The organism is Mycobacterium sp. IS-3022, assembly GCF_001500065.1.
Classification (GTDB): domain Bacteria; phylum Actinomycetota; class Actinomycetes; order Mycobacteriales; family Mycobacteriaceae; genus Mycobacterium.
The window spans coordinates 15,072-38,162 of sequence record NZ_LQIN01000019.1 but is presented as its reverse complement, the minus strand read 5'-3'; the positions used below and the strand labels follow the sequence as shown (position 1 = coordinate 38,162).

Here is a 23,091-nt window from a genome sequence, read left to right as displayed (position 1 = left end):
AGTGCTACTATCGGCGACGTCCTGATTCCGGTCTCGGTGAAGGAGGTCTATAGCCGGCATGAGAGTGCTCAGGAAGCCATCGTTGCCACACGGATTGAGTCGCAAACTGTTTCGACTCCCAATTTGCTTTTACCGATTTGGCCTGGGATGGATCTTCGGTGGGCGTCTGCTGTTACTCACCCATACTGGGCGCGTCTCCGGACGGCCGCGACGTGCCGTACTCGAGATCATCGAGCACGACCGGACAGACGACAGCTATGTTGTCGCCTCAGGTTGGGGAAGCGATGCGGCGTGGTACCGCAACGTATTACGTACACCTGAAGTTGTCATTCAGGTCCGCAACCGCAAGATCCGGGCGACCGCAGTTCCGTTGACTATCGAGGACGGCGCCGACATATTCACGAATTACGCTGTCCGCCATCGCATTGCAGCCCAATTCATGCTGCCCCGCGTTCTCGGCTTCTCCGTCGACGGGTCGGAGGCGGATTTCCGGGCGGTGGGAGAGCAGATTCCCTTTATCCGCTTTGTTCCCCGGTCGTGAAGCGACAGCGAGGCTTTCGCTGGCCGACCTAACCGGGACGTCGTGGCTTGAGGTGTGCGACCATCGCCTCTATCTGACTGCGATCGAGCACTACGGTTGACCCGTCGGGCAATCCGAGGATCCGGTCCGTCGCGATGCCGTAGAGCTTAAGGCGTTTCGCGGAGTCATCGATGGACTTACGTCGCGCTTTCGCGTCGGGCGCATTAAGCACCCGAACCAACATCGATTGCATACTGGCCGCGAAACCCTGAATGATGTCACCTACTCCCTCGGGGTCAAAGGTGTCGAAAACACCCTCATCTACGCCCTGAGTGATCACTTCGGTGAGAACGGGCCGGAACATGTCCTCCCAGATGGTGATGATTCTCCCGAACAAGGCTTGGTTCTGCGGGTCCAGCAGTGATTTCATCGCCGCGATCTGTTCCGGGGCCCCCATGGCCATCTTGACCTGATAACTAGCGGCAAGGCCGGCATTGAGACGTTCCAGTGCATTCGTTCCGGTCTTCGTAAATACCGGTCGCAACGTTTCGAAGGCTTGTGCGGCGCTGCGTTGAGCTAGCGCGGTAACCAGTGCCTCCTTGGACGGGAAGTAGTGGTAGAAGGCACCTTTCGACGTACCCGATGCTGCCAGAAGATCGTTGAGACTGACATTCTCATAACCGCGTTCGAGAAAGAGCGCGAGTGCCTGATCGAGCACCTCGGCCCGCCGGACATCCTTCTGCTTCACCACTCGCGGCATGGATTTATTGAATCAGTCGGACTTCTTCAGCCATCCCACGTATGCGAGATAAAGACCACACAGTGCGAGCAGCCCGAAACCGATCCGGACAACGCCGATGGCAGAGTTCGTTTCGGTGGCGGTTTCGGCTCCGTCGACGATTAGCTGTGGGACCGCGAGAAGGATGAGTCCCCGTATCAATAGGAACCAGCCGAACAGCGAGATTATCACTGCGGCGAGCCCGCGCCAATACTGGTGGAACGCAATGATGAAGAGGCCACCGCCAAACAAGAGCGCGCCCAGCGTCCACGGCCACATGGGGTCCGCCGAGAAACTGGACAGCTGATTCCCGATACTTCCTGCCCTGATCGCGACGATCGCGGTTACCACGGCGATGAACGGTCCGAGCACGCGTGCGAATGAGCGGGTCCGCTGGGAGCGATCGATCGTGTTGGCGGGTGTATGCATGGGTACGCCTCCTGATTGACACGGCGGCGGGCGGTTATCCGCCCACCTTTAGACCACTGGTCTACAGTTTAGACCAGTGGTCTAAAAGGAAGTGCAATAACGTCGGCGAGCCGCCGAAATGACTGGGGAAGTCGTCAACAATCTCTAGATTGGACGGTTCATAATCCGCTTGGCATCTGGGGCCGGGCGGGATGGCTCCGGGTCGGCCATAGTAAGACGGCGCCGGCGCGGAGGACGGAAGCCCTCGCGCCGAACTCGAGATCACAGCGGTGTCCGAGGGGGGACTTGAACCCCCACGCCCGTTAATAGGGCACTAGCACCTCAAGCTAGCGCGTCTGCCATTCCGCCACTCGGACCTGTTGTGGGCAGCTAAGGCTATCGGATCACCGAGGCCGGACCCAAACCCAGCAGGCACGTCAATGGTACGAATGGTGGCGGACGAGAGGAGCACTACCCATTAGCACTGTGACTGGTCCTGTCAATGCCGAGGCTGAGGTCGTCGACCTCGTCAGCACGTTGATCCGGTTCGACACGTCCAACACCGGCGACCCCGCCACCACGAAGGGCGAGGCAGAATGCGCGCGCTGGGTCGCCGAGCAACTTGAGGAAGTCGGGTACACGACCGAGTACGTCGAGGCGGGAGCTCCGGGCCGCGGCAACCTGTTCGCCCGGCTGGAGGGCGCCGACCGTTCGCGCGGCGCGTTGTTGCTGCACGGGCACCTCGACGTGGTGCCCGCCGAGGCGTCCGACTGGAGTGTGCACCCGTTCTCCGGCGCGGTCACCGACGGTTACGTATGGGGCCGCGGCGCCGTCGACATGAAGGACATGTGCGGCATGCTGATCGCGATCGCACGGCACTTCAAGCGCTCCGGAATCACCCCGCCACGCGACCTGATCTTCGCCTTTTTGTCCGACGAGGAGGCCGGGGGCAAGTTCGGTTCGCACTGGCTGGTCAACAACCGGCCCGATCTCTTCGAAGGCGTCACCGAGGCGGTCGGCGAGGTCGGCGGCTTCTCGTTGACCGTGCCGCGCAAAGACGGCGGTGAGCGGCGCCTCTACCTGGTCGAGACGGCCGAGAAGTCGATGATGTGGATGAAATTGACCGCGCGCAGCCACGCGGGGCACGGCTCGATGATCCACGACAGCAACTCCGTCACCGCGGTCGCGGAGGCCGTCGCCAAGCTGGGCCGCCACGAGTTCCCCCTGGTGATGACCGACGCCGTCGGCCAGTTCCTGCAGGCCGTCACCGAGGAGACCGGGTACTCGTTCGACATCGACTCCCCGGATCTGCCCGGCGCGATCGCCAAGCTGGGCCCGATCGCCCGCGTCGTAGGCGCCACATTGCGCGACACCGCCAACCCGACGATGCTCAAGGCCGGATACAAAGCCAACGTCATCCCGGCGTCCGCGGAAGCGGTGGTGGACTGCCGCATCCTGCCGGGCCGCCAGGCCGCCTTCGAGCGGGAGGTCGACGAGCTGATCGGGCCCCACGTCACCCGCGAATGGATCACCGAGCTGCCGTCCTATGAGACCACTTTCGACGGCGACCTGGTCGACGCGATGAACGGCGCGATCCTGTCGGTGGATCCCGAGGCCCGCATCGTGCCGTACATGCTCTCCGGTGGCACGGACGCAAAAGCGTTCGCGCAGTTGGGAATCCGTTGCTTTGGGTTCGCGCCGCTGCAACTGCCGCCGGACTTGGACTTCACCGCGTTGTTCCACGGCGTCGACGAACGGGTACCCGTTGACGCGTTGAAGTTCGGTACCCAGGTCCTCGAACACTTCCTGTTGCACTGCTGACCCAGAAAGGACGAGTCATGGCATTTGACTACAACCCGTATGACTTCCTCCCGAAGCTGCCCTCGTTCACGGTGTCGTCGGACACGTTCACCGACGGCCAGGCGTGGGGCAACGACCAGGTCAGCGGCATCATGGGCGCCGGCGGCAGCGACGTCTCGCCGCACCTGACGTGGTCAGGCTTCCCCGAGCAGACCCGCAGCTTCGCCGTCACCGTGTACGACCCCGACGCCCCGACCGCCTCCGGCTTCTGGCACTGGGCGGTGGCGAACCTGCCCGCCACCGTGACCGAACTGCCCGCGGGCGTCGGCGACGGCAGCGGGTTGCCCGGCGACGCGCTCACGCTGCGCAACGACGCCGGGCTCAAGCGCTTCATCGGCGCCGCCCCGCCGCCGGGGCATGGTGCGCACCGCTACTTTGTCGCCGTACATGCCGTCGACGTCGAAAAGCTCGATCTGCCCGAGGATGCGACGCCGGCGTATCTCGGTTTCAACCTTTTCCAACACGCGATCGCGCGGGCGCTGATCCACGGCACTTACGAACAGAAGTAGCGCAGAAGTAGCGAAATCCGCTCTGCGCGCTTCGATTACCTGCATGACTGGCTTTTCCCGGGAACTGACGTATGGTCGCGGTTGAGTGATTGCCACTTCTGCTTAAGGAGCGACAATGGCTGACAAGAAACCGGGCAAGAACCTGAAGAAGGCCGAACGGTCGCTGAAGGAGCGGCGCGCTGAGAAGCGTCAGCGCGAAGCCGAAGCGGGTGAGTTCATCCGCAAGCGCAAGCGCGCCGGTTAGACCGCAGACCCCACCGCATCGGCCAGTGACCCGAAGCCGCCCTCGTGTAGGCGGCGGGCGATGCCGTCGTGAATGCGCTTGGCCCACAGCCCGCCGCCGTATACGAAGCCCGTGTAGCCCTGCAGCAGCGAGGCGCCGGAGGTGATGCGGTCCCAGGCGTCGTCGGCGGTTTCGATGCCGCCGACGCTGATCAGCACCAGGCGGTCACCGACGCGCCCGTAGAGCCTGCGCAGCACCTCCGTCGAGCGTTGCGCGACCGGAGGTCCGGAGATGCCGCCGGGACCGAGTTCGTCGACGCCGGGAGTGGCCAGCCCGTCGCGCGACACCGTGGTGTTGGTGGCGACGATGCCGGCCAGGCCGAGTTCGATTGCCAGATCGGCGATCTCGTCGACATCCTGGTCGGACAGATCCGGCGCGATCTTCACCAGGACCGGTGTCGACGTCTCCGCCAGCACGGCCGTCAGGATCGGCCGCAACGACTCCACGGCCTGCAGATCGCGCAATCCGGGGGTGTTCGGCGAGCTGACGTTGACCACCATGAACGACGCGAGCGGGCCGAGCAGCCGAGCGGACGTGGCGTAGTCCTGCACGGCCTGCTCCGGCGGGGTGACCTTGGTCTTGCCGATGTTCACGCCGATCGGTACGTCGGAAACATGCCGAGCCAACCGCACGGCAAGTTCGCCGGCGCCGTGGTTGTTGAAACCCATCCGGTTCAGCAGCGCGCGGTCCTGCGGCAGCCGGAACATCCGCGGTTTGGCATTGCCGGGCTGCGCCTGCGCAGTCACGGTTCCGATCTCGGCATATCCGAAGCCGAGCGCCCCCCACGTGTCGAGGCCGCTGCCGTTCTTGTCGAACCCGGCGGCCAGGCCGAGCGGCCCGGGAAACCTGACCCCGAACACGGTGGAAGCCAGCACCGGATCCCGCGGTCCCAACCAGCGTTTCAACGCGCGTCGCGGCCACGGCAGGTAGGTGGCGGCGCGCAAGAGGGCGAACACCCAGGTGTGAATCCGTTCGGGCGCAACCAGAAACAACGCCCGCCGCAGCGCGCCGTACATCATCGAGTCACAGCGCGGGCTGCTCGGGAACGCCTACCCGGTCGGCCGCGGTCTTCCTGCGCCGAAGTAACACCCGCCGCGAGCCGTCGGTGTACAGCCGGACGCGGGTGAGTTCCCACCCCCGGTATTCGGCCTCGATGGACAATCGGGTCGACGCGCTGACGCGGGTCACATCGGGCGGCAGCCGCAGCGGAATCCATTCGTAATCGTCGGAGAGGTCCTGATCCCAGCCTGCAGGCAGGCGGCCGCGGTGAATGGCACTCACGGGCGCCCACCCGCGGCGTCGGTGATCACCTGCACACCCGCTCCCACTCCGGACACGACGTACAGCGTGCCAGAGGATTCGTCATAAGCCAGGGAGTTCGGTTGCTGCACGGTTCGATATCGCACCTTCTCGACGGGGATCCCGGTGGCCAGATCGTAGCCAACGACCGTATTCGCCGCCGTCTGCGACACCCAGGCCAGCGTCGAGGACCCGGCCAGGCCGTATGGGGCCTCGGGCACCGGATAGCGCTGCCGAAGGATCAGCGGGTTCGTGCCGAAGGCCAGCAGTCCGTCGCCGCGCGTGTCGGCGACCAGCACGCGCCCGGCGGGGTCGGCGACCATTGTCGTCGCGCCCTCACCGGCCCGCAGTGCCTGCTCCTGCTCGGTGCCGCTTTCGGACAACGCCGTCACCGAAGTCTGCCCGCGATCCAGTACGACGGCCGTATTACCTTGCGTGACAAGGTCATCGACGCGAGCGAAGATCTTCAGCTGTGCTGCCACCGACCCGTCCGAGCCCAGCGTGTACACCGCACCGTCCGAGCTACCGAGAACCAGCCGCCTGTCCGCGCGTCGGGCGATCGCGGTGAACTCGGTGTCGGTCTCTCCTCCGACGTCGAACCTGGTGGCCGTACCCGTCGAGAGATCGATCCGGTGATAGCCGCCGCGGGTCGCGGCGTAGGCGTGCCCCTCGCCGTCGCCGGTCAACGCGGTCGCGCCGGCGGGCAGCGGCACCGTCGCGACGACGTCGCCCGCCCTCGAGAACACGGTGACCTGCGACTGGCCGGCCGGGCCCGAAGCCAGCACCGCCAACGAGCCGCTCGCCGTGTCGACGATCGCCGCCTGCGCGCGGCCCGCCAGCGGCCGCACCACGCCGTCCGGTCGGCCGGTGACCGGTGGCGACTCAGCGGCCGACGCGGGCGCGATGGTCGGCGGTGCCACCTCCGCGGTCTCGGACGAACAGCCACCGACCACGCCGATGACCACGACAATTGCCAGCGACACCACGATCCCGCGAACCAGCTGATTCGAGGCGTTTATGAACGGCGGCAAGGGGTAGCTCTCGGTCGTGGGTACGGGATATCGACTGAATGGCCAGTCTAGGCAGCCGGCTTGCCAGGAGTTTCCAGCCGCTCGCCGTGCCCTCCCAAGCGGCGGGCGGGTCGGAGGTATGGTGCGATCATGACGCTCGCCGCAGACCGTGAAATGGGCGCCCAAGAGTTTGCTATCGAGGACATCACCACTGGTGTACACGCCAGCGGATTTGGCCAGCTCGGCGACGGCCGCAGCTTCTCGTTCCACGTCGAGCGCCAGACTCTCGTCGTGGAGGTCTATCGTCCCCGGCTGGCCGGGCCGGTCCCAGGCGCAGAGGACGTGGTGGCGACGTCGACCCGCAAGCTGACCGACATCGACCTCACCGACCAGCGCAGCGTGGGTGCCGCGGTGCGGGATGCGGTGGCCGAGGCCCAGCCGGTGGCGCGGGCCGGTCGCTAACAGCCGCCCACGGTACGGTCGTCGTCGTGACGGACGTGCCGGCGATGTCGTGGGTGCAGGTGGTCGTTCTCGCGGTACTGCAGGGCCTGACCGAATTCCTGCCCGTCTCGTCCTCGGCGCATCTCGCGATCGCCTCGCGCGTGTTCTTCGCCGACGACGCGGGCGCGTCGTTCACCGCGGTGACCCAGCTCGGCACCGAGTTCGCGGTGCTGCTGTACTTCGCCAGAGACATCGGCCGCATCATCAAGGCCTGGGTCCACGGACTCTTCGTGGCCACCCAGCGCACCGCGGACTACCGGCTCGGTTGGTACGTGATCATCGGCACCATCCCGATCGGGGTGTTCGGGCTGTTGTTCAAAGACGAAATTCGCACGGGCGCACGCAATCTCTGGGCGATCGCGATCGCGTTGATCGTGTTCTCGGCCGTCATCGCCGCCGCCGAGTACTTCGGCAGGCAGACCCGCAACGTCGAGCAGCTGACATGGAAGGACGGCATCATCGTCGGCCTCGCGCAGTGCCTCGCGCTGCTGCCCGGGGTGTCCCGCTCGGGCGCGACGATCAGCGCGGGCCTTTTCCTGGGCCTCAACCGCGAACTCGCCGCCCGTTTCGGCTTCCTGCTCGCGATCCCGGCGGTGTTCGCCTCGGGGCTGTTCTCCTTGCCCGACGCCTTCCATCCCGTCGGTGAGGGGATGAGCGCCAGCGGGCCGCAGTTGCTGGTGGCGACTGTGATCGCGTTCGTCGTCGGATTCGCGGCGGTGGCGTGGTTCCTGCGGTTCCTGGTCCGGCACAGCATGTACTGGTTCGTCGGTTACCGCGTGGCGCTGGGCGCGGTTGTGCTGGCCCTGTTGGGCACCGGAGTGGTGGCCGCGACATGACGGTGATCCTGTTGCGGCACGGCCGCTCGACCTCGAACACCGCGCACACGCTGGCGGGCCGCTCCGAGGGCGTCGACCTCGACGACAAGGGGCGTGAACAGGCGCAGGCGGTGGTGGCCAGGGTCGGATCGCTGCCGATCCGGGCGATCGTGCGCTCGCCGCTGCTGCGGTGCGAACGAACCGTGGAACCGCTGGCCGCCGCGCTGGGCCTGACACCGATCGTCGACGACCGCATCGCCGAGGTCGACTACGGGGCCTGGACCGGCCGCAAGATCGCCGATCTGGTCAAGGAGCCGTTGTGGACGGTGGTTCAACATCAGCCGAGCGCTGCCGTCTTTCCGGACGGCGAGGGCCTTGCGCACGTGCAGGCCCGCGCAGTCGCCGCGGTTCGCGAGCACGACCGTCGGCTGGCGGAGGAACACGAGGGCGACGTGCTGTGGCTGGCCTGCACCCACGGCGATGTGATCAAAGCGGTCGTCGCCGATGCGCTCGGCACCCATCTCGACAGCTTCCAGCGAATCACCGCCGACCCGGGGTCGATGAGCGTGATCCGGTACACGGCGGTGCGACCGTTCGTGATCCACGTCAACCACACCGGTGACCAACTGACGGCCGGGCTGCGTCCCAAACCGGCCGAGTCCGACGGCCGGGCCGACTCCGGAGAGGGGGAGGTGCCGCCGGAGGATGCCGTGGTGGGTGGGTCGACCGGCTAGTCGCGATTACGGCTGACAAGCCCTAACCGGTATTTTGGAAAGTGCCATGGCCCGCGCAATTCACGTCTTCCGCACACCCGACCGCTTCGTGGCCGGGACAGTTGGCCAGCCCGGCAACCGCACCTTCTACCTGCAGGCCGTTCACGACAAGCGAGTGGTGTCGGTGGTGCTGGAGAAGCAGCAGGTTGCCGTGCTCGCCGAGCGGATTGCCGCGCTGCTGCTCGAGATCAACCGCCGGTTCGGCACCCCGATCCCGCCGGACACCGGTGAGATCGAGGACCTGAGCCCGTTGATCACCCCGGTCGACGCGGAGTTCCGGGTGGGGACGATGGGACTGGGCTGGGACTCCGAGGCGCAGACCGTCGTCGTCGAGTTGCTCGCGGTGTCGGAAACCGAGTTCGACGCATCGGTGGTGCTCGACGACGCGGAGGAAGGGCCCGACGCGGTGCGCGTCTTTCTCACGCCCGAATCCGCACGCGAGTTCGCGACGCGCTCCAACCGGGTCATCTCGGCAGGCCGACCGCCCTGCCCGTTGTGTGACGAGCCGCTGGACCCCGACGGTCACATCTGCGTGCGCACCAACGGCTACCGGCGCGGCGCCTTCGCCGAGTCCGACGATGACGTCGACATCTGACCCCGCGGCCGACGCCGCTCGCGAAGACGTCCTGCAGCGCGGCGAGCTCACCGTCATCGGACGCATCCGCTCGGCAAGCAACGCGACGTTTCTGTGCGAAGCGAACCTCGGTGAGCAACAAGTACATTGCGTCTACAAGCCGATCGCCGGCGAGGCGCCGCTGTGGGATTTCCCCGACGGCACGCTGGCCGGCCGGGAACGCGGCGCATTTCTGGTGTCGGCGGCGCTCGGTTGGAACCTTGTGCCCCACACAATCATTCGGCCCGGTCCCGCCGGCGATGGCATGGTGCAGTTGTGGGTGGACCAGCCCGGCGACGAGATCGAAGCCGAAAAGCCGTCGGGGCCCGACCTGATCGATCTGCTGCCCGCCGGCCGGATCCCGCCGGGGTTCCTGCCCATCCTGCAGGCCTACGACTACGCAGGCGACGAGGTCGTGCTGGTCCACGCCGACGACGACCGGTTGCGCCGGATGGCGGTGTTCGACGTGCTGGTCAACAACGCCGACCGCAAGGGCGGCCACATCCTGTGCGGGGTGGACGGGCGCGTGTACGGCGTTGACCACGGGGTCACGCTGCACGTCGAGGACAAACTGCGCACCGTGTTGTGGGGCTGGGCCGGTAAACCCGTTGACGACCAGACGCTGGAGTCGGTGGCCGCGCTGCGCGATCAACTGCGCGACGGGCTCGCCGACCAGCTGTGCGTTCACATCACTGAACGCGAGGTCGCCGCACTGCTCGCGAGAACCATTGCGCTACTTGACGATCCGGTGATGCCGACACCCGACCGGCACCGCCCCATCCCGTGGCCGGCGTTCTGATCGATGACCCAGACCGATGCGGCGCTGGCCGCCGAGGTGGCCTTTGAGGCAGGCGAACTGCTGCTGCAGGTGCGCGAAGAACTGGGTTTCTACGACCCGTACGACCTCGGCGACGCCGGCGACATGCGGGCCAACAAGCTGATCCTGCAGCGGCTGCGCGAGCGGCGGCCCGACGATGCGGTGCTCTCCGAGGAGGCCGTCGACGACGTGTCGCGGGTGCACGCCGACCGGGTCTGGATCGTCGACCCCGTCGACGGCACCTGGGAATTCTCCCTGCCGGGCCGCACGGACTGGGCGGTGCACATCGCGCTCTGGCAACGCGACGGCAGCCCCAACGGCCGCATCACCGACGCGGCCGTCGCGCTGCCTGCGCGCAACGAGGTCTACCGGACCGACACCGTGAAACCGCCGCCACCACGCGACGAGGGCCCGATCCTGATCACGGCGAGCGCCAACCGGCCGCCACCGGTGCTGTGGTGGTTGCGTGAACGGATGGACATCCAGCTGGTGCGGATCGGCTCCGCGGGAGCCAAGGCGATGGCCGTGGTGCGCGGCGACGTCGATGCCTACCTGCACGCCGGCGGCCAGTGGGAGTGGGATTCGGCGGCCCCGGCCGGGGTGGTGCAGGCGGCCGGCCTGCATGCGTCGCGGCTGGACGGCTCCGAGCTGATCTACAACCGCCGCGACCCCTACCTGCCCGACCTGCTGATGTGTCGGCCGGAACTGAGCGAACCGCTGCTCGAGGGCATCCTCTCGGCGTATCGGAGCCGCTGGAGGGATTGAACCGGGAATGAAACAGGCGCCGCCCTTGTCGATCACGGCGATGCTTAGAGTCGAGGCTATGAACTCGTGGCCGGCACCCGTCGTCCCGGCGTTGCCGGGTCGCGGTCCGCAGCTACGCCTTTATGACAGCGCCGACCGGCAGGTGCGCCCCGTCAGCGCCGGCGACACGGCCACCATGTACGTGTGCGGTATCACGCCGTACGACGCCACCCACCTCGGCCACGCCGCCACCTATCTTGCGTTCGACCTCGTGCACCGCATGTGGCTCGACGCCGGCCACCGGGTGCACTACGTGCAGAACATCACCGACGTCGACGATCCGCTGTTCGAGCGCGCGCAGCGCGACGGGGTCGATTGGCGTGAGCTCGCCGACCGGGAGACCGACCTGTTCCGCGAGGACATGGCCGCGCTGCGGGTGCTGCCCCCGCACGACTACGTCGCGGCCACCGATGCCATCGCCGAGGTCATCGAGGTCGTCGAGAAGCTGCTGGCCTCGGGTGCGGCCTACGTCGTCGAGGATGCCGAGTACCCCGACGTCTACTTCCGCGCCGACGCCACCGCCCAGTTCGGTTACGAGTCCGGCTACGACCGCGACACCATGCGGCGGCTGTTCGCCGAACGCGGGGGCGACCCCGACCGTCCCGGAAAGGGCGACGAACTCGACGCGCTGCTGTGGCGGGCGCAACGGCCGGGGGAGCCGAGTTGGCCATCGCCCTTCGGGCCTGGCCGCCCCGGTTGGCACGTGGAGTGCGCAGCGATCGCGCTGAGCCGGATCGGCACCGGCCTCGACATCCAGGGCGGCGGCAGCGACCTGGTCTTCCCGCACCACGAGTTCTCGGCCGCTCACGCCGAATCCCTCACCGGCGAGCGGAGATTCGCGCGTCACTACGTGCATGCCGGAATGATCGGCTGGAACGGCCACAAGATGAGCAAGAGCCGGGGGAACCTGGTGCTGGTGTCGCGGCTGCGCGCCGACGGCGTCGACCCTTCGGCGATCCGGTTGGGGCTGTTCGCCGGTCACTACCGCTCCGACAGATACTGGAGCGACGCGGTGCTCGCCGAGGCCGTCGAGCGGCTGGACCGCTGGCGCACCGCGGTGGCGCTGCCCGCCGCGCCGGACGCGACCGACGTCGTGAGCCGGGTGCGCCGTTATCTCGCCGACGACCTCGACACCCCGAAAGCGCTTGCGGCTCTGGATGGTTGGAGCACCGACGCGCTGACTTACGGCGGCCACGATCCCCATGCGGGCCGCACGGTGGCCACCGCCGTCGACGCGCTGCTGGGTATCCGGCTGTAGAACCGCGAGACCCCGCCCGCCGCGGCGCCGACCCGGGTACGTTGACGGCCATGGGTTCTGTGAACGGGAAAGTCGCGCTGATCACCGGTGGCGCCAACGGGATCGGCGAAGAGGTGGCGCGCCGCCTGCACGACAAGGGCGCCAAGCTCGTGCTGACCGACCTCGACGGTGACAGGCTGGCGCAGGTCGCCGCCAAGCTCGGCAACAAGGGCGTGCTGACCGTCGTCGCCGACGTGCGCGATCTGGCCGCGATGGAATCCGCCGTCGCCGAGGGCGTGGAGCGGTTCGGCGGCATCGACATCGTGATGGCGAATGCGGGCATCGCCGTCTACGGCTCAGTGCTCAACATGGATCCGGCGGCGTTCAAGACGTGCCTCGATGTTAATGCGCTCGGGGTGTTTTACACCGTGAAGGCCGCGCTGCCGTCGATCGTCGAGCGGCGCGGCTACGTGCTGGTCGTGTCGTCGGCCGCGGCGTATGCGCCGCTGCCCGGTGCCACGTCGTACAACCTGTCGAAGGCAGGCGTCGAGCACTTCGCCAACGCGTTGCGGCTGGAGGTCGCGCACCTCGGCGTGGAAGTCGGCTCGGCGCACATGATGTGGATCGACACCCCGCTGGTACGTGAGAGCAAGGCCGACCTGGCGTCGCTGCGGGAGATGATCAAGAAAATGCCGGGTCCGCTCAAGACCACCAGCTCGGTGGAGAAGTGCGGCGAGGCTTTCCTCAAGGGGATCGAAGGCCGCAAGCGCCAGATCAACTGTCCCGGGTGGGTCGGACTGCTCCGGTGGCTCAAGCCGGTGCTGTCGACTCGGGTCGGCGAGTCGACGACGCTGAGATCGGTTCCGGAACTGATCCCGCGAATGGATGCCGAAGTGGCCGCGCTCGGCCGCTCGATGAGCGCACGCACCGAAGCGCTGGAAAAGCGGGGTTAACCTCGGAAGCCGGGACCTCGACGACGCAGGTAGCGCTCGAACTCCGCGGCCAGCGCGTCGCCGTCGATCTTGCCGAGCGCCTCGTGCATGTCGACCTCGGCGTCGCCACGTTCCTCCAGTGAATGCACGTACTCGGCGATCTCGTCGTCCTCGGCGGTCATCTCCGACACCGCCTGCTCCCACTCCTCGGCCGCCGACGGCAGATCGGCCAGCGGCACCTCGATGTCGAGCACATCCTCGACACGGCGCAGCAGCGCCACCGTCGCCTTGGGATTCGGTGGCTGGGAGACGTAATGCGGCACCGCGGCCCAGAACGTCACGGCGGGGATACCCGCCTGCACGCAGGCATCCTGGAACACCCCGGCGATACCGGTCGGACCTTCGTACCGCGTCTCCTCCAGGCCGAACACCTTGGCGGTGTCCGACGAGTAGGCCGCCCCAGACACGGGCACCGGGCGGGTGTGCGGCGTGTCGGCCAGCAGGGCGCCGAGGATCACCACGGTCGCGACGTTGAGCTTGTCGGCGATCGCCAACAGCTCGGCGCAGAAGGTGCGCCAGCGCATGTTGGGCTCGACGCCGTGCATCAACACGATGTCGCGGTCGGAACCGGGCGGGCGGCAGTGCGAAATCCGCATCGACGGCCACACCAGTTCGCGGGTCACCCCGTCGACCAGCCGGATCACCGGCCGGTTCACCTGGTAGTCGTAGTACGCCTCGTCGTCGATCTCGACGATCGTGTCGGCCTCCCAGATGGCGTCCAGGTGCTCCAGAGCGTCGCTGGCCGCATCACCGGCGTCGTTCCAGCCTTCGAAGGCTGCGACGACGATCGCGTCGTTCAGTTCGGGCAGGCCCGGGCGGTTTTCAGATGAGCCGCTTGCGCGAAGACCATCTGGCATGCCGCTCGCATCCGACAAGGTCACAACGCCAGCGTAAGCCCTGTGCGGCGGGTTCGAGCGCCATCGCCACACGGGGTGATTTGATCCGGCGACTACCCTGAATACGTGGCTGATGCTGATGATCGCGCGGGCGACACCGATTTGCTCGGGGCCCTGTCGACCAGGGGGATGGTCGGCGACCGCGCGCTGAAGGCACAGGTACAGGCCGCCGATCTCATCGAGACGAAATACGTACGGCTGCAATCTGGTTAGCCTTGGTGACGACGACATTGCCGACAGGGTCCGTGAGCTGCCGCTCAACGGAGCCGCGATTGCCGGGCGGGTCGGTTTCGATCGCCGCGACGAGGCGGGCGTCCAGACGTCGATCGGGTGACGACGTAGACTTTTCTGGTCGAGAGGCGTTGCAACGGTTCCGGGTTTCCGCCGGTATCCGCCACGCTCGGCAGATTCAAGGACGCCTTCCATTACGGAAGGAGCGCGCGTGAACGCCTTTGAGCCCAACATCCGCCCTGACTGCACAGATGAACTGACGGCTGCGCTGCGTCAGCGGATCGTGGTGATCGACGGCGCGATGGGCACGGCGATCCAGCGCGATCGGCCCGACGAGGCCGGCTACCGCGGCGAGCGGTTCAAGGACTGGCCGAGCGATGTTCAGGGCAACAACGACCTGCTCAACCTGACGCAGCCGCAGATCATCGAGGCGATCCACCGCGAGTACCTCGACGCCGGCGCCGACATCATCGAGACCAACACGTTCAACGCGAACGCGGTCTCGCTCTCCGACTACGGCATGGAAGAACTCGGCTACGAGCTGAACTACGCCGGCGCGGCCTTGGCGCGTACAGCCTGCGACGAGGTCAGCACACCCGACAGGCCCCGCTACGTCGCCGGGGCGCTGGGGCCGACGACGCGGACCGCGTCGATCTCACCGGACGTCAACGACCCGGGAGCCCGCAACGTCACCTATGACCAGCTGGTCGCCGCCTACCTCGAAGCCGCCAACGGCCTGGTCGACGGCGGCGCCGACATCATTCTCGTCGAAACGATCTTCGACACGCTGAACGCCAAGGCCGCTGTGTTCGCACTCGAGACGCTGTTCGAGGACCGCGGGCGCCGCTGGCCCGTGATCATCTCGGGCACCATCACCGATGCCTCCGGGCGCACGCTGTCCGGACAGGTCACCGAGGCGTTCTGGAACTCGATCAGGCACGCCAAGCCGCTCGCGGTCGGCCTCAACTGCGCCCTGGGCGCACCGGAGATGAGGCCCTACATCGCCGAGATGTCACGCATCGCCGACACGTTCGTCTCCTGCTACCCGAACGCCGGCCTGCCCAACGCCTTTGCCGAATACGACGAAACCCCCGAGCGTCAGGCCGGATACGTCGCCGACTTCGCCGAGGCGGGCTTCGTCAACCTGGTCGGTGGGTGCTGCGGGACGACGCCGGCGCACATCGCCGAGATCGCCAAGGCCGTCGAGGGCAAGCCGCCGCGCCAGGTGCCGGAGATCCCCGTGGCCACCCGGCTGTCGGGCCTGGAACCGCTCAACATCGACGACAACTCCCTGTTCGTGAACATCGGTGAGCGCACCAACATCACCGGCTCCGCCCGGTTCCGCAACCTGATCAAGGCCGAGGACTACGACACCGCGCTGTCGGTGGCCCTGCAGCAGGTCGAGGTCGGTGCGCAGGTCATCGACATCAACATGGACGAGGGCATGATCGACGGCGTCGCCGCGATGGACCGGTTCACCAAGCTGATCGCCTCCGAACCCGACATCAGCCGCGTCCCGGTGATGATCGACTCCTCCAAGTGGGAGGTCATCGAGGCGGGCCTGAAGAACGTGCAAGGCAAGCCGATCGTCAACTCGATCTCCATGAAGGAGGGCGAGGAGAAGTTCATTCGCGAGGCACGGCTGTGCCGCAAGTTCGGCGCCGCCGTCGTCGTGATGGCCTTCGACGAGCAGGGGCAGGCCGACAACCTGGAGCGCCGCAAGGAGATCTGCGGGCGCGCCTACCGGATCCTGACCGAAGAGGTCGGCTTCCCGGCCGAGGACATCATCTTCGACCCGAACTGCTTCGCGCTGGCCACCGGTATCGAGGAGCACGCGACGTACGGCATCGACTTCATCGAGGCCTGCGCCTGGATCAAAGAGAACCTGCCCGGGGTGCACATCTCCGGCGGCATCTCGAACGTGTCGTTCTCGTTCCGGGGCAACAACCCCGTCCGCGAGGCGATCCACGCGGTGTTCCTGTTCCACGCCATCAAGGCCGGGTTGGACATGGGCATCGTCAACGCCGGTGCGTTGGTGCCCTACGACTCGATCGACCCCGAGCTGCGCGACCGCATCGAGGACGTCGTGCTGAACCGTCGCGAGGATGCCGCCGAACGGCTGCTGGAGATCGCCGAACGGTTCAACAACACGGACAAGTCAGAGGATCCGAAGGCAGCCGAATGGCGCAGCCTGCCCGTCCGCGAGCGGATCACCCACGCGTTGGTCAAGGGCATCGACGCCCACGTCGACGCCGACACCGAGGAGCTGCGGGCCGAAATCGCCGCGGCGGGTGGTCGCCCGATCGAGGTGATCGAGGGGCCGCTGATGGACGGCATGAACGTCGTCGGAGACCTGTTCGGCTCGGGCAAGATGTTCCTGCCTCAGGTCGTGAAGTCGGCGCGGGTGATGAAAAAGGCTGTGGCGTACCTGCTTCCGTACATCGAGGCGGAGAAAGGCAGCCGGGATGATTTGGACGATGGAGAGAGGTCGAACGGCACCATCGTGATGGCGACGGTGAAGGGCGACGTTCACGACATCGGCAAGAACATCGTCGGGGTCGTGCTGCAGTGCAACAACTACTCCGTGATCGACCTCGGCGTGATGGTGCCCGCGCAGAAGATTCTGGACGCGGCGAAGGAGCACAACGCCGACATCATCGGGCTGTCCGGCCTGATCACCCCGTCCCTGGACGAGATGTCCAACTTCGCGGTCGAGATGGAACGCGAAGGGCTTCAGATCCCGCTGCTGATCGGCGGCGCGACCACATCGCGCGCGCACACGGCGGTGAAAATATCGCCGCGTCGTAGCGGTCCGGTGGTCTGGGTCAAGGACGCGTCCCGTTCGGTGCCGGTCGCTGCTGCGCTGCTGGACGACAAGCAGCGCCCGGCGTTGTTGGAGGCCACCGAGAAGGACTACGCAGCCCTTCGCGAACGGCACGCCCAGAAGAACGAGCGGCCGATGCTGACGTTGGAGAAAGCCCGCGCGAACCGGACGCCGATCGAGTGGGACGGCTACACGCCGCCGGTACCGGCCCAGGGTCTCGGGATACGGGAGTTCCTCGACTACGACCTCGCCGAACTGCGCGAGTACATCGACTGGCAGCCGTTCTTCAACGCCTGGGAGATGAAGGGCCGCTTCCCCGACATCCTCAACAACCCGGCCACCGGCGAGACCGCCCGGAAGTTGTACGACGACGCCCAGGAGATGCTCGACACCCTGATCAAGGAGAAGTGGCTGACCGCCAACGGCGTGATCGGGTTCTTCCCGGCGAACGCCGTCGGCGATGACGTCGAGGTGTACACCGACGACACCCGTACCGAGGTGCTCACCACGCTGCACAACCTGCGCCAGCAGGGCGAGCATCGCGACGGCATCCCGAACCGGTCGCTGGGCGACTACATTGCGCCTAAGGACACCGGGCTGGCCGACTACGTCGGCGCCTTCGCCGTCACGGCCGGGCTCGGCAGCCAGGACAAGATCATGGAGTTCAAGGCGGCCCTCGACGACTACAGCGCGATTCTGCTGGAGTCGATCGCCGACCGGTTGGCGGAGGCGTTCGCCGAACGGATGCACCAAAGGGTCCGCACGGAGTTCTGGGGATACCAGCCGGAAGAGCAGCTCGACAACGACGCACTCATCGCCGAGAAGTACGTGGGAATCCGCCCGGCCCCCGGCTATCCGGCCTGCCCGGAACACACCGAGAAGGCGACGCTCTGGGAGTTGATGGACGTCCATCAGCGGACCGGCATCGAACTGACCGAGTCGATGGCGATGTGGCCCGGCGCTGCGGTCAGCGGCTGGTATTACTCCCACCCGCAGTCGCAATACTTCGTGGTCGGCCGGGTGGCCCAGGATCAGGTCGCCGACTACGCGAAGCGCAAGGGCTGGACACTCAAGGAAGCCGAGCGTTGGCTGAGCTCGAACCTCAGCTACAACCCGGAGGACTGAGCCTCACGTCGGTTCAGGAGCGGAACAACTCGGCGTTGCGGGCTGCCCACCGGGCGACCGACTCCGCGGGCGTCCCGGTGAGTTCGCCTACCAGCTGGTTGGCCCGCTGCGGCTCGGCGTCCTTCATCAGTTCGAGATACCAGTCGACCTCATCGCCCATTAACGGCCGCAGTTGCTCACGCGCCTCGTCCAAGCTGCACTTCTCGTACCTCACCTCGGCGCCGATGCCCACCCCTATCTGTTCGGCGATCTGTGCGCGGGTCAGCGCTTCTGGACCGGTTAGCTCGTACGTCTGACCGAAGTGCACCTGCTCCGGTTTGACCAGCAGCGTGGCCGCCACTCTTGCGATGTCGTACATCGAAATCGGCGCCTCGAGCACTTCCGGGTACGGCTCTCGCACGGTGCGGGTGGCTTTGATCGGCTCGGACCACATGGCGAAGTTCTCCAGGAACTCGCCCGGCCCCAGCTGCGTGCTCACCAGACCGGATGCGGCGATGGTGTCCGTGTGCTCCTGCCAGTGCGCGCCGCCGGACAGCGCGACGACGTACTGCACACCGGCCTTCTTGGCCAGGTCGAGGGTGACGTCCAACGTCGACGGCAACGGTGCCAGATACATCCGCTCCACCCCCTCCAGCGCGGCGGGCAGCGTGTCCGGGTCGCCGAGATAACCCGTGATCGCATCCACCTCGTCCGGCAGGTTCCCCTTTGCGGGGTTCTTGGTCAGCGCGCGGATGTCCGGAATGTCACTGCCGCCCAAACGAATTAGTTCGTCCACAACGAGGCGGCCGATGTTTCCAGTCGCTCCGGTCACAAGAATCGTCATGATTTTCACCGTACGTGCCCCCTCTGACAGAATCGGGGTCATGCGTGCGGTCCTGTTCGACATGGACGGCACGCTCGTCGACTCCGAAAAGCTCTGGGACATCTCGCTGGCGGCGTTGTATGACCACCACGGCGGTCGGCTCACCTCCGAGGTGCGCGCATCGCTGGTGGGCAGCTCGGCCGAGAACACCATCGCGACCGTGTATGCCGACCTCGGTCTCGATCCGGATCCCGCGGCCATGGCAGAGGCGAACCGCTGGCTGCACGACTACACCGCGGGGTTGTTCGACGGCGGGCTGCCGTGGTGCGACGGTGCCCCCGAGTTGTTGGAAGCCCTTGCCGCCGAAGGAACTCCGATGGCGCTGGTTACCAACACCCAGCGCGCGTTGACCGACCGCGCTTTGAACAGCATTGGGCGACACTTCTTTTCGGTGACCGTATGCGGTGACGAGGTGACCCGTGGCAAACCCGCTCCCGACGTGTATCTGAGAGCAGCGGAGTTGCTGGGCCTGCGGCCGGCTGCGTGCCTGGCGATCGAGGATTCGGTCACCGGCACGGCGGCCGCCGAGAGCGCCGGATGCCCGGTACTGGTGGTGCCCAACGACGTAGCGGTCCCCGGCGGCCCGCGGCGACGCCACGTTTCCTCGCTTGCGGGACTGCGGGCGGCCGATCTGCACACCGTTCATTGCGAGCTGACCACGCGCAGGGAAGACCGCAGCGCGTGAACCCGGTCTGTGATTGAATGTGACGTCCATCACCCAAACCTGTGGAAGGGTGTCGCATGGCCCACGGTCCCGTCGGTGAGCCCTCGTCAGGTTTGGATTACGAGGAATCCGAACACAGCGGCCGCGTCGTCCGGATCGCCTCCGTAGCGGCCCTGGGCGGTCTGCTTTTCGGCTATGACAGCGCCGTCATCAACGGGGCGGTATCGGCGGTCGAGGACCACTTCCAGATCAGCAAGACGGTGACGGGCGTCGCCGTCGCGGCCGCGCTGATCGGTGCGGCCCTCGGCGCGGTGGTCGCCGGTCGGCTGGCGGACAAGATCGGCCGGCTGTCGGTGATGAAGATCGCCGCGCTGCTGTTCCTCATCAGCGCCTTCGGCACCGGCCTGGCGGTCAACGTCTGGATGTTCGGGATGTTCCGCATCGTCGGTGGCCTCGGCGTCGGCGTGGCATCCGTCATCGCTCCGGCGTATATCGCGGAGACCTCGCCGCCGCGGATCCGCGGCCGGCTGGGCTCGCTGCAACAACTGGCCATCGTCTCCGGCATCTTCGTATCGCTGGCAATCGACGCGCTGCTGGCACATCTCGCGGGCGGGTCGCGGGAAGAACTGTGGCTGAGCATGGAGGCTTGGCGTTGGATGTTCCTCGTGATGGCGGTGCCCGCGGTGCTCTACGGCGGCCTGGCGTTCACGATCCCGGAGTCTCCTCGCTATCTCGTTGCGACATACCGGATTCCGGAGGCGCGGCGGGTGCTGAACAAGTTGCTGGGGGAGAAGAACCTCGAGCTGACGATCACCCGCATCAAGGAATCGCTGAAGTCGGAGAAGCCGCCGTCGTGGCGCGATCTGCGCAAGCCCACCGGCGGGCTCTACGGCATCGTGTGGGTCGGTGTGCTGCTGTCGGTGTTCCAGCAGTTCGTCGGCATCAACGTGATCTTCTACTACTCGAACGTGTTGTGGGAGGCCGTCGGTTTCGGTGAAGGCCAGGCGTTCATCATCACCGTGATCACGTCGGTGACGAACATCGTCACCACGCTGATCGCGATCGCGCTGATCGACAAGGTCGGCCGCAAGCCGTTGCTGCTGTTCGGCTCGACCGGCATGGCCGTGACGCTGGGCACCATGGCGATCGTTTTCGGCACCGCACCGGTGATCGACGGCCAGCCGCACCTCACTGGGGCGGCCGGGCCCATCGCGCTGGTCGCCGCCAACCTGTTCGTGGTGTCCTTCGGCATGTCGTGGGGCCCGGTGGTCTGGGTGTTGCTCGGCGAGATGTTCCCCAACCGCATCCGCGGAGCCGCGCTCGGCCTCGCCGCCGCCGCGCAGTGGGTGGCCAACTGCGCGATCACCGCGTCATTCCCCGCACTTGGTGATTTTTCGCTCGGCATCGCCTACGGCTTCTACGCCGTCTGCGCGGCGCTGTCGCTGCTGTTCGTGTGGCGGTTCGTCTCCGAGACCAAGGGCAAGCACCTCGAGGACATGGGCAGCGAGGTTCCGCATCAGCAGGAGCCGGTCTGAGCGCTGCGCCGACGCTAGCGCGTTGTGCGAACCGAACTCGGCAAACCGGCGTGACCCCGCGGGTGCAAGCGTGACACAATCGCGTGCCGTGAAGACCTTCGACGCCCTGTTCGCCGAGCTCGGCGAACGCGCCCGGACCCGCCCCGCCGGCAGCGGCACCGTCGCCGCGCTGGACGGCGGTGTGCACGGGCTCGGCAAGAAGATCCTCGAGGAGGCCGGCGAGGTGTGGCTGGCCGCCGAACACGAGAGCGACGAGGCCCTGGCCGAAGAGATCAGCCAGCTCCTGTACTGGACTCAGGTGCTGATGATCGCGCGCGGCCTCACGCTCGACGACGTTTACGAGAAGCTGTGAATCGCGTGCTTCGCGTCGCCGTCCCGAACAAGGGCACGCTGTCTGAACCGGCGAGCGAGATCCTGTCCGAAGCGGGTTACCGACGCCGCACCGATCCGAAGGACCTGACGGTTGTCGACCCCGCCAACAACGTCGAATTTTTCTTCCTGCGCCCGAAGGACATTGCGATCTATGTCGGCTCGGGGCAGCTCGATTTCGGCATCACCGGGCGCGACCTGGCCGCTGAATCGGATGCGCCCGTGCGGGAGCGGCTCGCGCTGGGCTTCGGATCGTCGACGTTCCGGTACGCGGCGCCGGCCGGGCGTCAGTGGCGCGTCGAGGACCTCGCGGGCAAACGAATCGCGACCGCGTTTCCGAATCTCGTCCGGAAAGACCTTGCGGCGCATGGCATCGACGCGACGGTGATCCGGCTCGACGGCGCGGTGGAAATATCTGTGCAACTCGGTGTCGCCGATGCGATCGCCGACGTGGTCGGCTCCGGCCGCACGCTCGGTCTGCACGATCTGGTGGCGTTCGGTGATTCCCTGTGCGACTCGGAGGCGGTGCTCATCGAGCGTGAAGGCGCCCCGGACAGCCCTACCGGTGGCCAGTTGGTAGCCCGCGTACAAGGTGTGGTGTTCGGCCAGCAGTATCTGATGCTCGACTACGACTGCCCGCGCAGCGTGCTCGACGACGCGACCGCGGTCACCCCCGGACTGGAGTCGCCCACGATCGCTCCGCTCGCCGACCCCGCGTGGGTCGCGGTGCGCGCGTTGGTGCCCCGGCGCGATGTCAACGCGATCATGGACGAACTCGCCGCCATCGGTGCGAAGGCGATCCTGGCATCCGACATCCGGTTCTGCCGCTTCTGATTCAACCGGAAGTGGCCGCGCAGGCGTGTTAGCGTCCCGGCATGACGCTAGCGTTCGTTCTGTTGCTCGCCCTGTTGATCGGTGTGATCGCCGGTCTGCGCGCGCTGACGGCTCCCGCGGTGGTCGCCTGGGGGGCCGCTCTCGGCTGGATCGACGTCGACGGCAAATGGTCGGAGTGGATGGCTCACCCGATCACCGTCACGGTGCTGACGATCTTCCTCCTCATCGAACTCGTCACCGACCAGCTACCCACATTGCCGAGCCGCAGGACCGCGCCGCAGTTCATCACCCGGCTCATCATGGGCGCATTCGCCGGTGCAGTCATCGGCAGCGCGCACTTCCACACGTTCAGCGCGATGGGCGCGGGCATGATCGGTGCGGTGCTCGGCACGCTGGCCGGGGCGGCGGCACGCCAACGCTTCGCCGACGCCCGCCAGGGGCAGGACCGTCCGGGCGCGATCATCGAGGACATCGTCGCGGTCGGCGGGGGATTCCTGATCGCGTTCCTGGCCGGCCTGGTGTGAACGGCACT

26 protein-coding genes and 1 tRNA gene are annotated in these 23,091 nt (G+C 66.7%); 19 read left to right on the top strand and 8 right to left on the bottom strand.

Features of this window, described 5'->3' with window-relative positions; all coding sequences use genetic code 11:
• The first annotated feature begins 58 nt into the window (after positions 1 to 58).
• On the top strand, positions 59 to 541 hold the full coding sequence (locus AU188_RS13650) for a nitroreductase family deazaflavin-dependent oxidoreductase (RefSeq protein ID WP_059164240.1): 483 nt from the start codon (positions 59 to 61) through the stop codon (positions 539 to 541).
• Positions 542 to 569: 28 nt separating this feature from the next.
• Here AU188_RS13650 and AU188_RS13645 read toward each other — a convergent pair whose 3' ends face one another.
• From AU188_RS13645 to AU188_RS13635, 3 genes are all read right to left on the bottom strand, one after another.
• Positions 570 to 1,280, bottom strand: a complete 711-nt coding sequence (locus AU188_RS13645; RefSeq protein ID WP_059164239.1) for a TetR/AcrR family transcriptional regulator — start codon at positions 1,278 to 1,280, stop codon at positions 570 to 572.
• 12 nt (positions 1,281 to 1,292) lie between these two features.
• Positions 1,293 to 1,727 (bottom strand): hypothetical protein, encoded by a 435-nt coding sequence (locus AU188_RS13640; RefSeq protein ID WP_059164238.1) that lies wholly within the window; start codon positions 1,725 to 1,727, stop codon positions 1,293 to 1,295.
• Between the two features lie 270 nt (positions 1,728 to 1,997).
• Positions 1,998 to 2,083 (bottom strand) — tRNA-Leu (locus AU188_RS13635).
• A 100-nt stretch (positions 2,084 to 2,183) separates the two neighbouring features.
• On the opposite strand from AU188_RS13635, the gene AU188_RS13630 reads away from it, so the two are divergent.
• From AU188_RS13630 to AU188_RS25775, 3 genes are all read left to right on the top strand, one after another.
• Positions 2,184 to 3,527 (top strand): M20/M25/M40 family metallo-hydrolase, encoded by a 1,344-nt coding sequence (locus tag AU188_RS13630; protein ID WP_082686625.1) that lies wholly within the window; start codon positions 2,184 to 2,186, stop codon positions 3,525 to 3,527.
• A gap of 17 nt (positions 3,528 to 3,544) precedes the next feature.
• Complete coding sequence (locus AU188_RS13625; protein WP_059164236.1) at positions 3,545 to 4,075, top strand: YbhB/YbcL family Raf kinase inhibitor-like protein; 531 nt, start codon at positions 3,545 to 3,547, stop codon at positions 4,073 to 4,075.
• Positions 4,076 to 4,190: 115 nt separating this feature from the next.
• Positions 4,191 to 4,319 carry a hypothetical protein gene (locus AU188_RS25775; RefSeq protein ID WP_286137458.1) on the top strand — a complete coding sequence of 43 codons (129 nt, stop codon included), beginning with the start codon at positions 4,191 to 4,193 and terminating at the stop codon, positions 4,317 to 4,319.
• Here AU188_RS25775 and AU188_RS13620 read toward each other — a convergent pair.
• Genes AU188_RS13620 through AU188_RS13610 form a run of 3 tightly spaced genes read right to left on the bottom strand, consistent with a single transcriptional unit; the run spans position 4,316 to position 6,688 of the window.
• Positions 4,316 to 5,374, bottom strand: a complete 1,059-nt coding sequence (locus tag AU188_RS13620) for a quinone-dependent dihydroorotate dehydrogenase (protein WP_172799497.1) — start codon at positions 5,372 to 5,374, stop codon at positions 4,316 to 4,318. The genes AU188_RS25775 and AU188_RS13620 overlap by 4 nt on opposite strands.
• Positions 5,375 to 5,381: 7 nt before the next feature.
• Positions 5,382 to 5,639, bottom strand: a complete 258-nt coding sequence (locus tag AU188_RS13615; RefSeq protein WP_059102130.1) for a DUF5703 family protein — start codon at positions 5,637 to 5,639, stop codon at positions 5,382 to 5,384.
• Entirely contained in the window at positions 5,636 to 6,688 is a 1,053-nt protein-coding gene (locus tag AU188_RS13610; RefSeq protein ID WP_059164234.1) for a YncE family protein, read from the bottom strand. Before AU188_RS13610 ends, AU188_RS13615 begins: the two co-directional genes overlap by 4 nt.
• A gap of 129 nt (positions 6,689 to 6,817) precedes the next feature.
• Here AU188_RS13610 and AU188_RS13605 point away from each other — a divergent pair, with 129 nt between their 5' ends.
• Genes AU188_RS13605 through AU188_RS13570 form a run of 8 tightly spaced genes read left to right on the top strand, consistent with a single transcriptional unit; the run spans position 6,818 to position 13,180 of the window.
• On the top strand, positions 6,818 to 7,129 hold the full coding sequence (locus AU188_RS13605; protein WP_059164233.1) for a hypothetical protein: 312 nt from the start codon (positions 6,818 to 6,820) through the stop codon (positions 7,127 to 7,129).
• A 44-nt stretch (positions 7,130 to 7,173) separates the two neighbouring features.
• Positions 7,174 to 8,004: an undecaprenyl-diphosphate phosphatase gene (locus AU188_RS13600; RefSeq protein WP_059164254.1), complete on the top strand. Its 831-nt coding sequence runs from the start codon at positions 7,174 to 7,176 to the stop codon at positions 8,002 to 8,004.
• Positions 8,001 to 8,717, top strand: a complete 717-nt coding sequence (locus AU188_RS13595; RefSeq protein WP_059164232.1) for a histidine phosphatase family protein — start codon at positions 8,001 to 8,003, stop codon at positions 8,715 to 8,717. The genes AU188_RS13600 and AU188_RS13595 overlap by 4 nt, the downstream gene beginning before the upstream one ends.
• A gap of 46 nt (positions 8,718 to 8,763) precedes the next feature.
• Positions 8,764 to 9,351 carry a DUF3090 domain-containing protein gene (locus tag AU188_RS13590; RefSeq protein WP_059164231.1) on the top strand — a complete coding sequence of 196 codons (588 nt, stop codon included), beginning with the start codon at positions 8,764 to 8,766 and terminating at the stop codon, positions 9,349 to 9,351.
• Positions 9,335 to 10,168, top strand: a complete 834-nt coding sequence (locus AU188_RS13585; RefSeq protein ID WP_059164230.1) for an SCO1664 family protein — start codon at positions 9,335 to 9,337, stop codon at positions 10,166 to 10,168. The genes AU188_RS13590 and AU188_RS13585 overlap by 17 nt, the downstream gene beginning before the upstream one ends.
• Before the next feature lie 3 nt (positions 10,169 to 10,171).
• Positions 10,172 to 10,951, top strand: coding sequence for a 3'(2'),5'-bisphosphate nucleotidase CysQ (locus tag AU188_RS13580; protein WP_059164229.1), 780 nt, complete (start codon positions 10,172 to 10,174; stop codon positions 10,949 to 10,951).
• Between the two features lie 58 nt (positions 10,952 to 11,009).
• Complete coding sequence (mshC, locus tag AU188_RS13575; RefSeq protein WP_059164228.1) at positions 11,010 to 12,248, top strand: cysteine--1-D-myo-inosityl 2-amino-2-deoxy-alpha-D-glucopyranoside ligase; 1,239 nt, start codon at positions 11,010 to 11,012, stop codon at positions 12,246 to 12,248.
• Between the two features lie 50 nt (positions 12,249 to 12,298).
• Positions 12,299 to 13,180, top strand: coding sequence for an SDR family oxidoreductase (locus AU188_RS13570; protein ID WP_059164227.1), 882 nt, complete (start codon positions 12,299 to 12,301; stop codon positions 13,178 to 13,180).
• Here the strand turns inward: AU188_RS13570 and AU188_RS13565 are convergent.
• Positions 13,177 to 14,076, bottom strand: a complete 900-nt coding sequence (locus tag AU188_RS13565) for a PAC2 family protein (RefSeq protein WP_059102314.1) — start codon at positions 14,074 to 14,076, stop codon at positions 13,177 to 13,179. The genes AU188_RS13570 and AU188_RS13565 overlap by 4 nt on opposite strands.
• A gap of 105 nt (positions 14,077 to 14,181) precedes the next feature.
• On the opposite strand from AU188_RS13565, the gene AU188_RS25300 reads away from it, so the two are divergent.
• Complete coding sequence (locus AU188_RS25300; RefSeq protein WP_156426676.1) at positions 14,182 to 14,328, top strand: hypothetical protein; 147 nt, start codon at positions 14,182 to 14,184, stop codon at positions 14,326 to 14,328.
• 229 nt (positions 14,329 to 14,557) lie between these two features.
• Entirely contained in the window at positions 14,558 to 18,295 is a 3,738-nt protein-coding gene (gene metH, locus AU188_RS13560) for a methionine synthase (protein ID WP_156426675.1), read from the top strand.
• Between the two features lie 13 nt (positions 18,296 to 18,308).
• Here the strand turns inward: metH and AU188_RS13555 are convergent, their stop codons facing one another.
• The gene (locus tag AU188_RS13555; RefSeq protein WP_059164253.1) at positions 18,309 to 19,118 is read right to left on the bottom strand and encodes an SDR family oxidoreductase; all 810 of its coding nucleotides are present in this window, start codon (positions 19,116 to 19,118) and stop codon (positions 18,309 to 18,311) included.
• 40 nt (positions 19,119 to 19,158) lie between these two features.
• Here AU188_RS13555 and AU188_RS13550 point away from each other — a divergent pair, with 40 nt between their 5' ends.
• From AU188_RS13550 to AU188_RS13530, 5 genes are all read left to right on the top strand, one after another.
• Positions 19,159 to 19,842 carry an HAD family hydrolase gene (locus tag AU188_RS13550; protein ID WP_059164225.1) on the top strand — a complete coding sequence of 228 codons (684 nt, stop codon included), beginning with the start codon at positions 19,159 to 19,161 and terminating at the stop codon, positions 19,840 to 19,842.
• Between the two features lie 56 nt (positions 19,843 to 19,898).
• The gene (locus AU188_RS13545; RefSeq protein ID WP_059164224.1) at positions 19,899 to 21,356 is read left to right on the top strand and encodes a sugar porter family MFS transporter; all 1,458 of its coding nucleotides are present in this window, start codon (positions 19,899 to 19,901) and stop codon (positions 21,354 to 21,356) included.
• A gap of 70 nt (positions 21,357 to 21,426) precedes the next feature.
• Positions 21,427 to 21,708 (top strand): phosphoribosyl-ATP diphosphatase, encoded by a 282-nt coding sequence (locus AU188_RS13540; RefSeq protein WP_059102142.1) that lies wholly within the window; start codon positions 21,427 to 21,429, stop codon positions 21,706 to 21,708.
• A gap of 5 nt (positions 21,709 to 21,713) precedes the next feature.
• The gene (hisG, locus tag AU188_RS13535) at positions 21,714 to 22,559 is read left to right on the top strand and encodes an ATP phosphoribosyltransferase (protein WP_059164252.1); all 846 of its coding nucleotides are present in this window, start codon (positions 21,714 to 21,716) and stop codon (positions 22,557 to 22,559) included.
• Positions 22,560 to 22,600: 41 nt separating this feature from the next.
• Complete coding sequence (locus AU188_RS13530; protein WP_059164223.1) at positions 22,601 to 23,083, top strand: DUF4126 family protein; 483 nt, start codon at positions 22,601 to 22,603, stop codon at positions 23,081 to 23,083.
• The last annotated feature ends 8 nt before the right edge of the window (positions 23,084 to 23,091 follow it).

Excerpts from the sequence above, each read along its gene's own strand:
- AU188_RS13650 (WP_059164240.1), top strand. The coding sequence starts at position 59 with ATGAGAGTGCTCAGGAAGCCATCGTTGCCACACGGATTGAGTCGCAAA.
- AU188_RS13645 (WP_059164239.1), bottom strand. The coding sequence starts at position 1,280 with ATGCCGCGAGTGGTGAAGCAGAAGGATGTCCGGCGGGCCGAGGTGCTC.
- AU188_RS13640 (WP_059164238.1), bottom strand. The coding sequence starts at position 1,727 with ATGCATACACCCGCCAACACGATCGATCGCTCCCAGCGGACCCGCTCA.
- AU188_RS13625 (WP_059164236.1), top strand. The coding sequence starts at position 3,545 with ATGGCATTTGACTACAACCCGTATGACTTCCTCCCGAAGCTGCCCTCG.
- AU188_RS25775 (WP_286137458.1), top strand. The coding sequence starts at position 4,191 with ATGGCTGACAAGAAACCGGGCAAGAACCTGAAGAAGGCCGAACGGTCG.
- AU188_RS13620 (WP_172799497.1), bottom strand. The coding sequence starts at position 5,374 with ATGTACGGCGCGCTGCGGCGGGCGTTGTTTCTGGTTGCGCCCGAACGG.
- AU188_RS13605 (WP_059164233.1), top strand. The coding sequence starts at position 6,818 with ATGACGCTCGCCGCAGACCGTGAAATGGGCGCCCAAGAGTTTGCTATC.
- AU188_RS13600 (WP_059164254.1), top strand. The coding sequence starts at position 7,174 with ATGTCGTGGGTGCAGGTGGTCGTTCTCGCGGTACTGCAGGGCCTGACC.
- AU188_RS13595 (WP_059164232.1), top strand. The coding sequence starts at position 8,001 with ATGACGGTGATCCTGTTGCGGCACGGCCGCTCGACCTCGAACACCGCG.
- AU188_RS13590 (WP_059164231.1), top strand. The coding sequence starts at position 8,764 with ATGGCCCGCGCAATTCACGTCTTCCGCACACCCGACCGCTTCGTGGCC.
- AU188_RS13585 (WP_059164230.1), top strand. The coding sequence starts at position 9,335 with ATGACGTCGACATCTGACCCCGCGGCCGACGCCGCTCGCGAAGACGTC.
- AU188_RS13580 (WP_059164229.1), top strand. The coding sequence starts at position 10,172 with ATGACCCAGACCGATGCGGCGCTGGCCGCCGAGGTGGCCTTTGAGGCA.
- mshC (WP_059164228.1), top strand. The coding sequence starts at position 11,010 with ATGAACTCGTGGCCGGCACCCGTCGTCCCGGCGTTGCCGGGTCGCGGT.
- AU188_RS13570 (WP_059164227.1), top strand. The coding sequence starts at position 12,299 with ATGGGTTCTGTGAACGGGAAAGTCGCGCTGATCACCGGTGGCGCCAAC.
- AU188_RS13565 (WP_059102314.1), bottom strand. The coding sequence starts at position 14,076 with ATGCCAGATGGTCTTCGCGCAAGCGGCTCATCTGAAAACCGCCCGGGC.
- AU188_RS13555 (WP_059164253.1), bottom strand. The coding sequence starts at position 19,118 with ATGACGATTCTTGTGACCGGAGCGACTGGAAACATCGGCCGCCTCGTT.
- AU188_RS13550 (WP_059164225.1), top strand. The coding sequence starts at position 19,159 with ATGCGTGCGGTCCTGTTCGACATGGACGGCACGCTCGTCGACTCCGAA.
- AU188_RS13545 (WP_059164224.1), top strand. The coding sequence starts at position 19,899 with ATGGCCCACGGTCCCGTCGGTGAGCCCTCGTCAGGTTTGGATTACGAG.
- AU188_RS13530 (WP_059164223.1), top strand. The coding sequence starts at position 22,601 with ATGACGCTAGCGTTCGTTCTGTTGCTCGCCCTGTTGATCGGTGTGATC.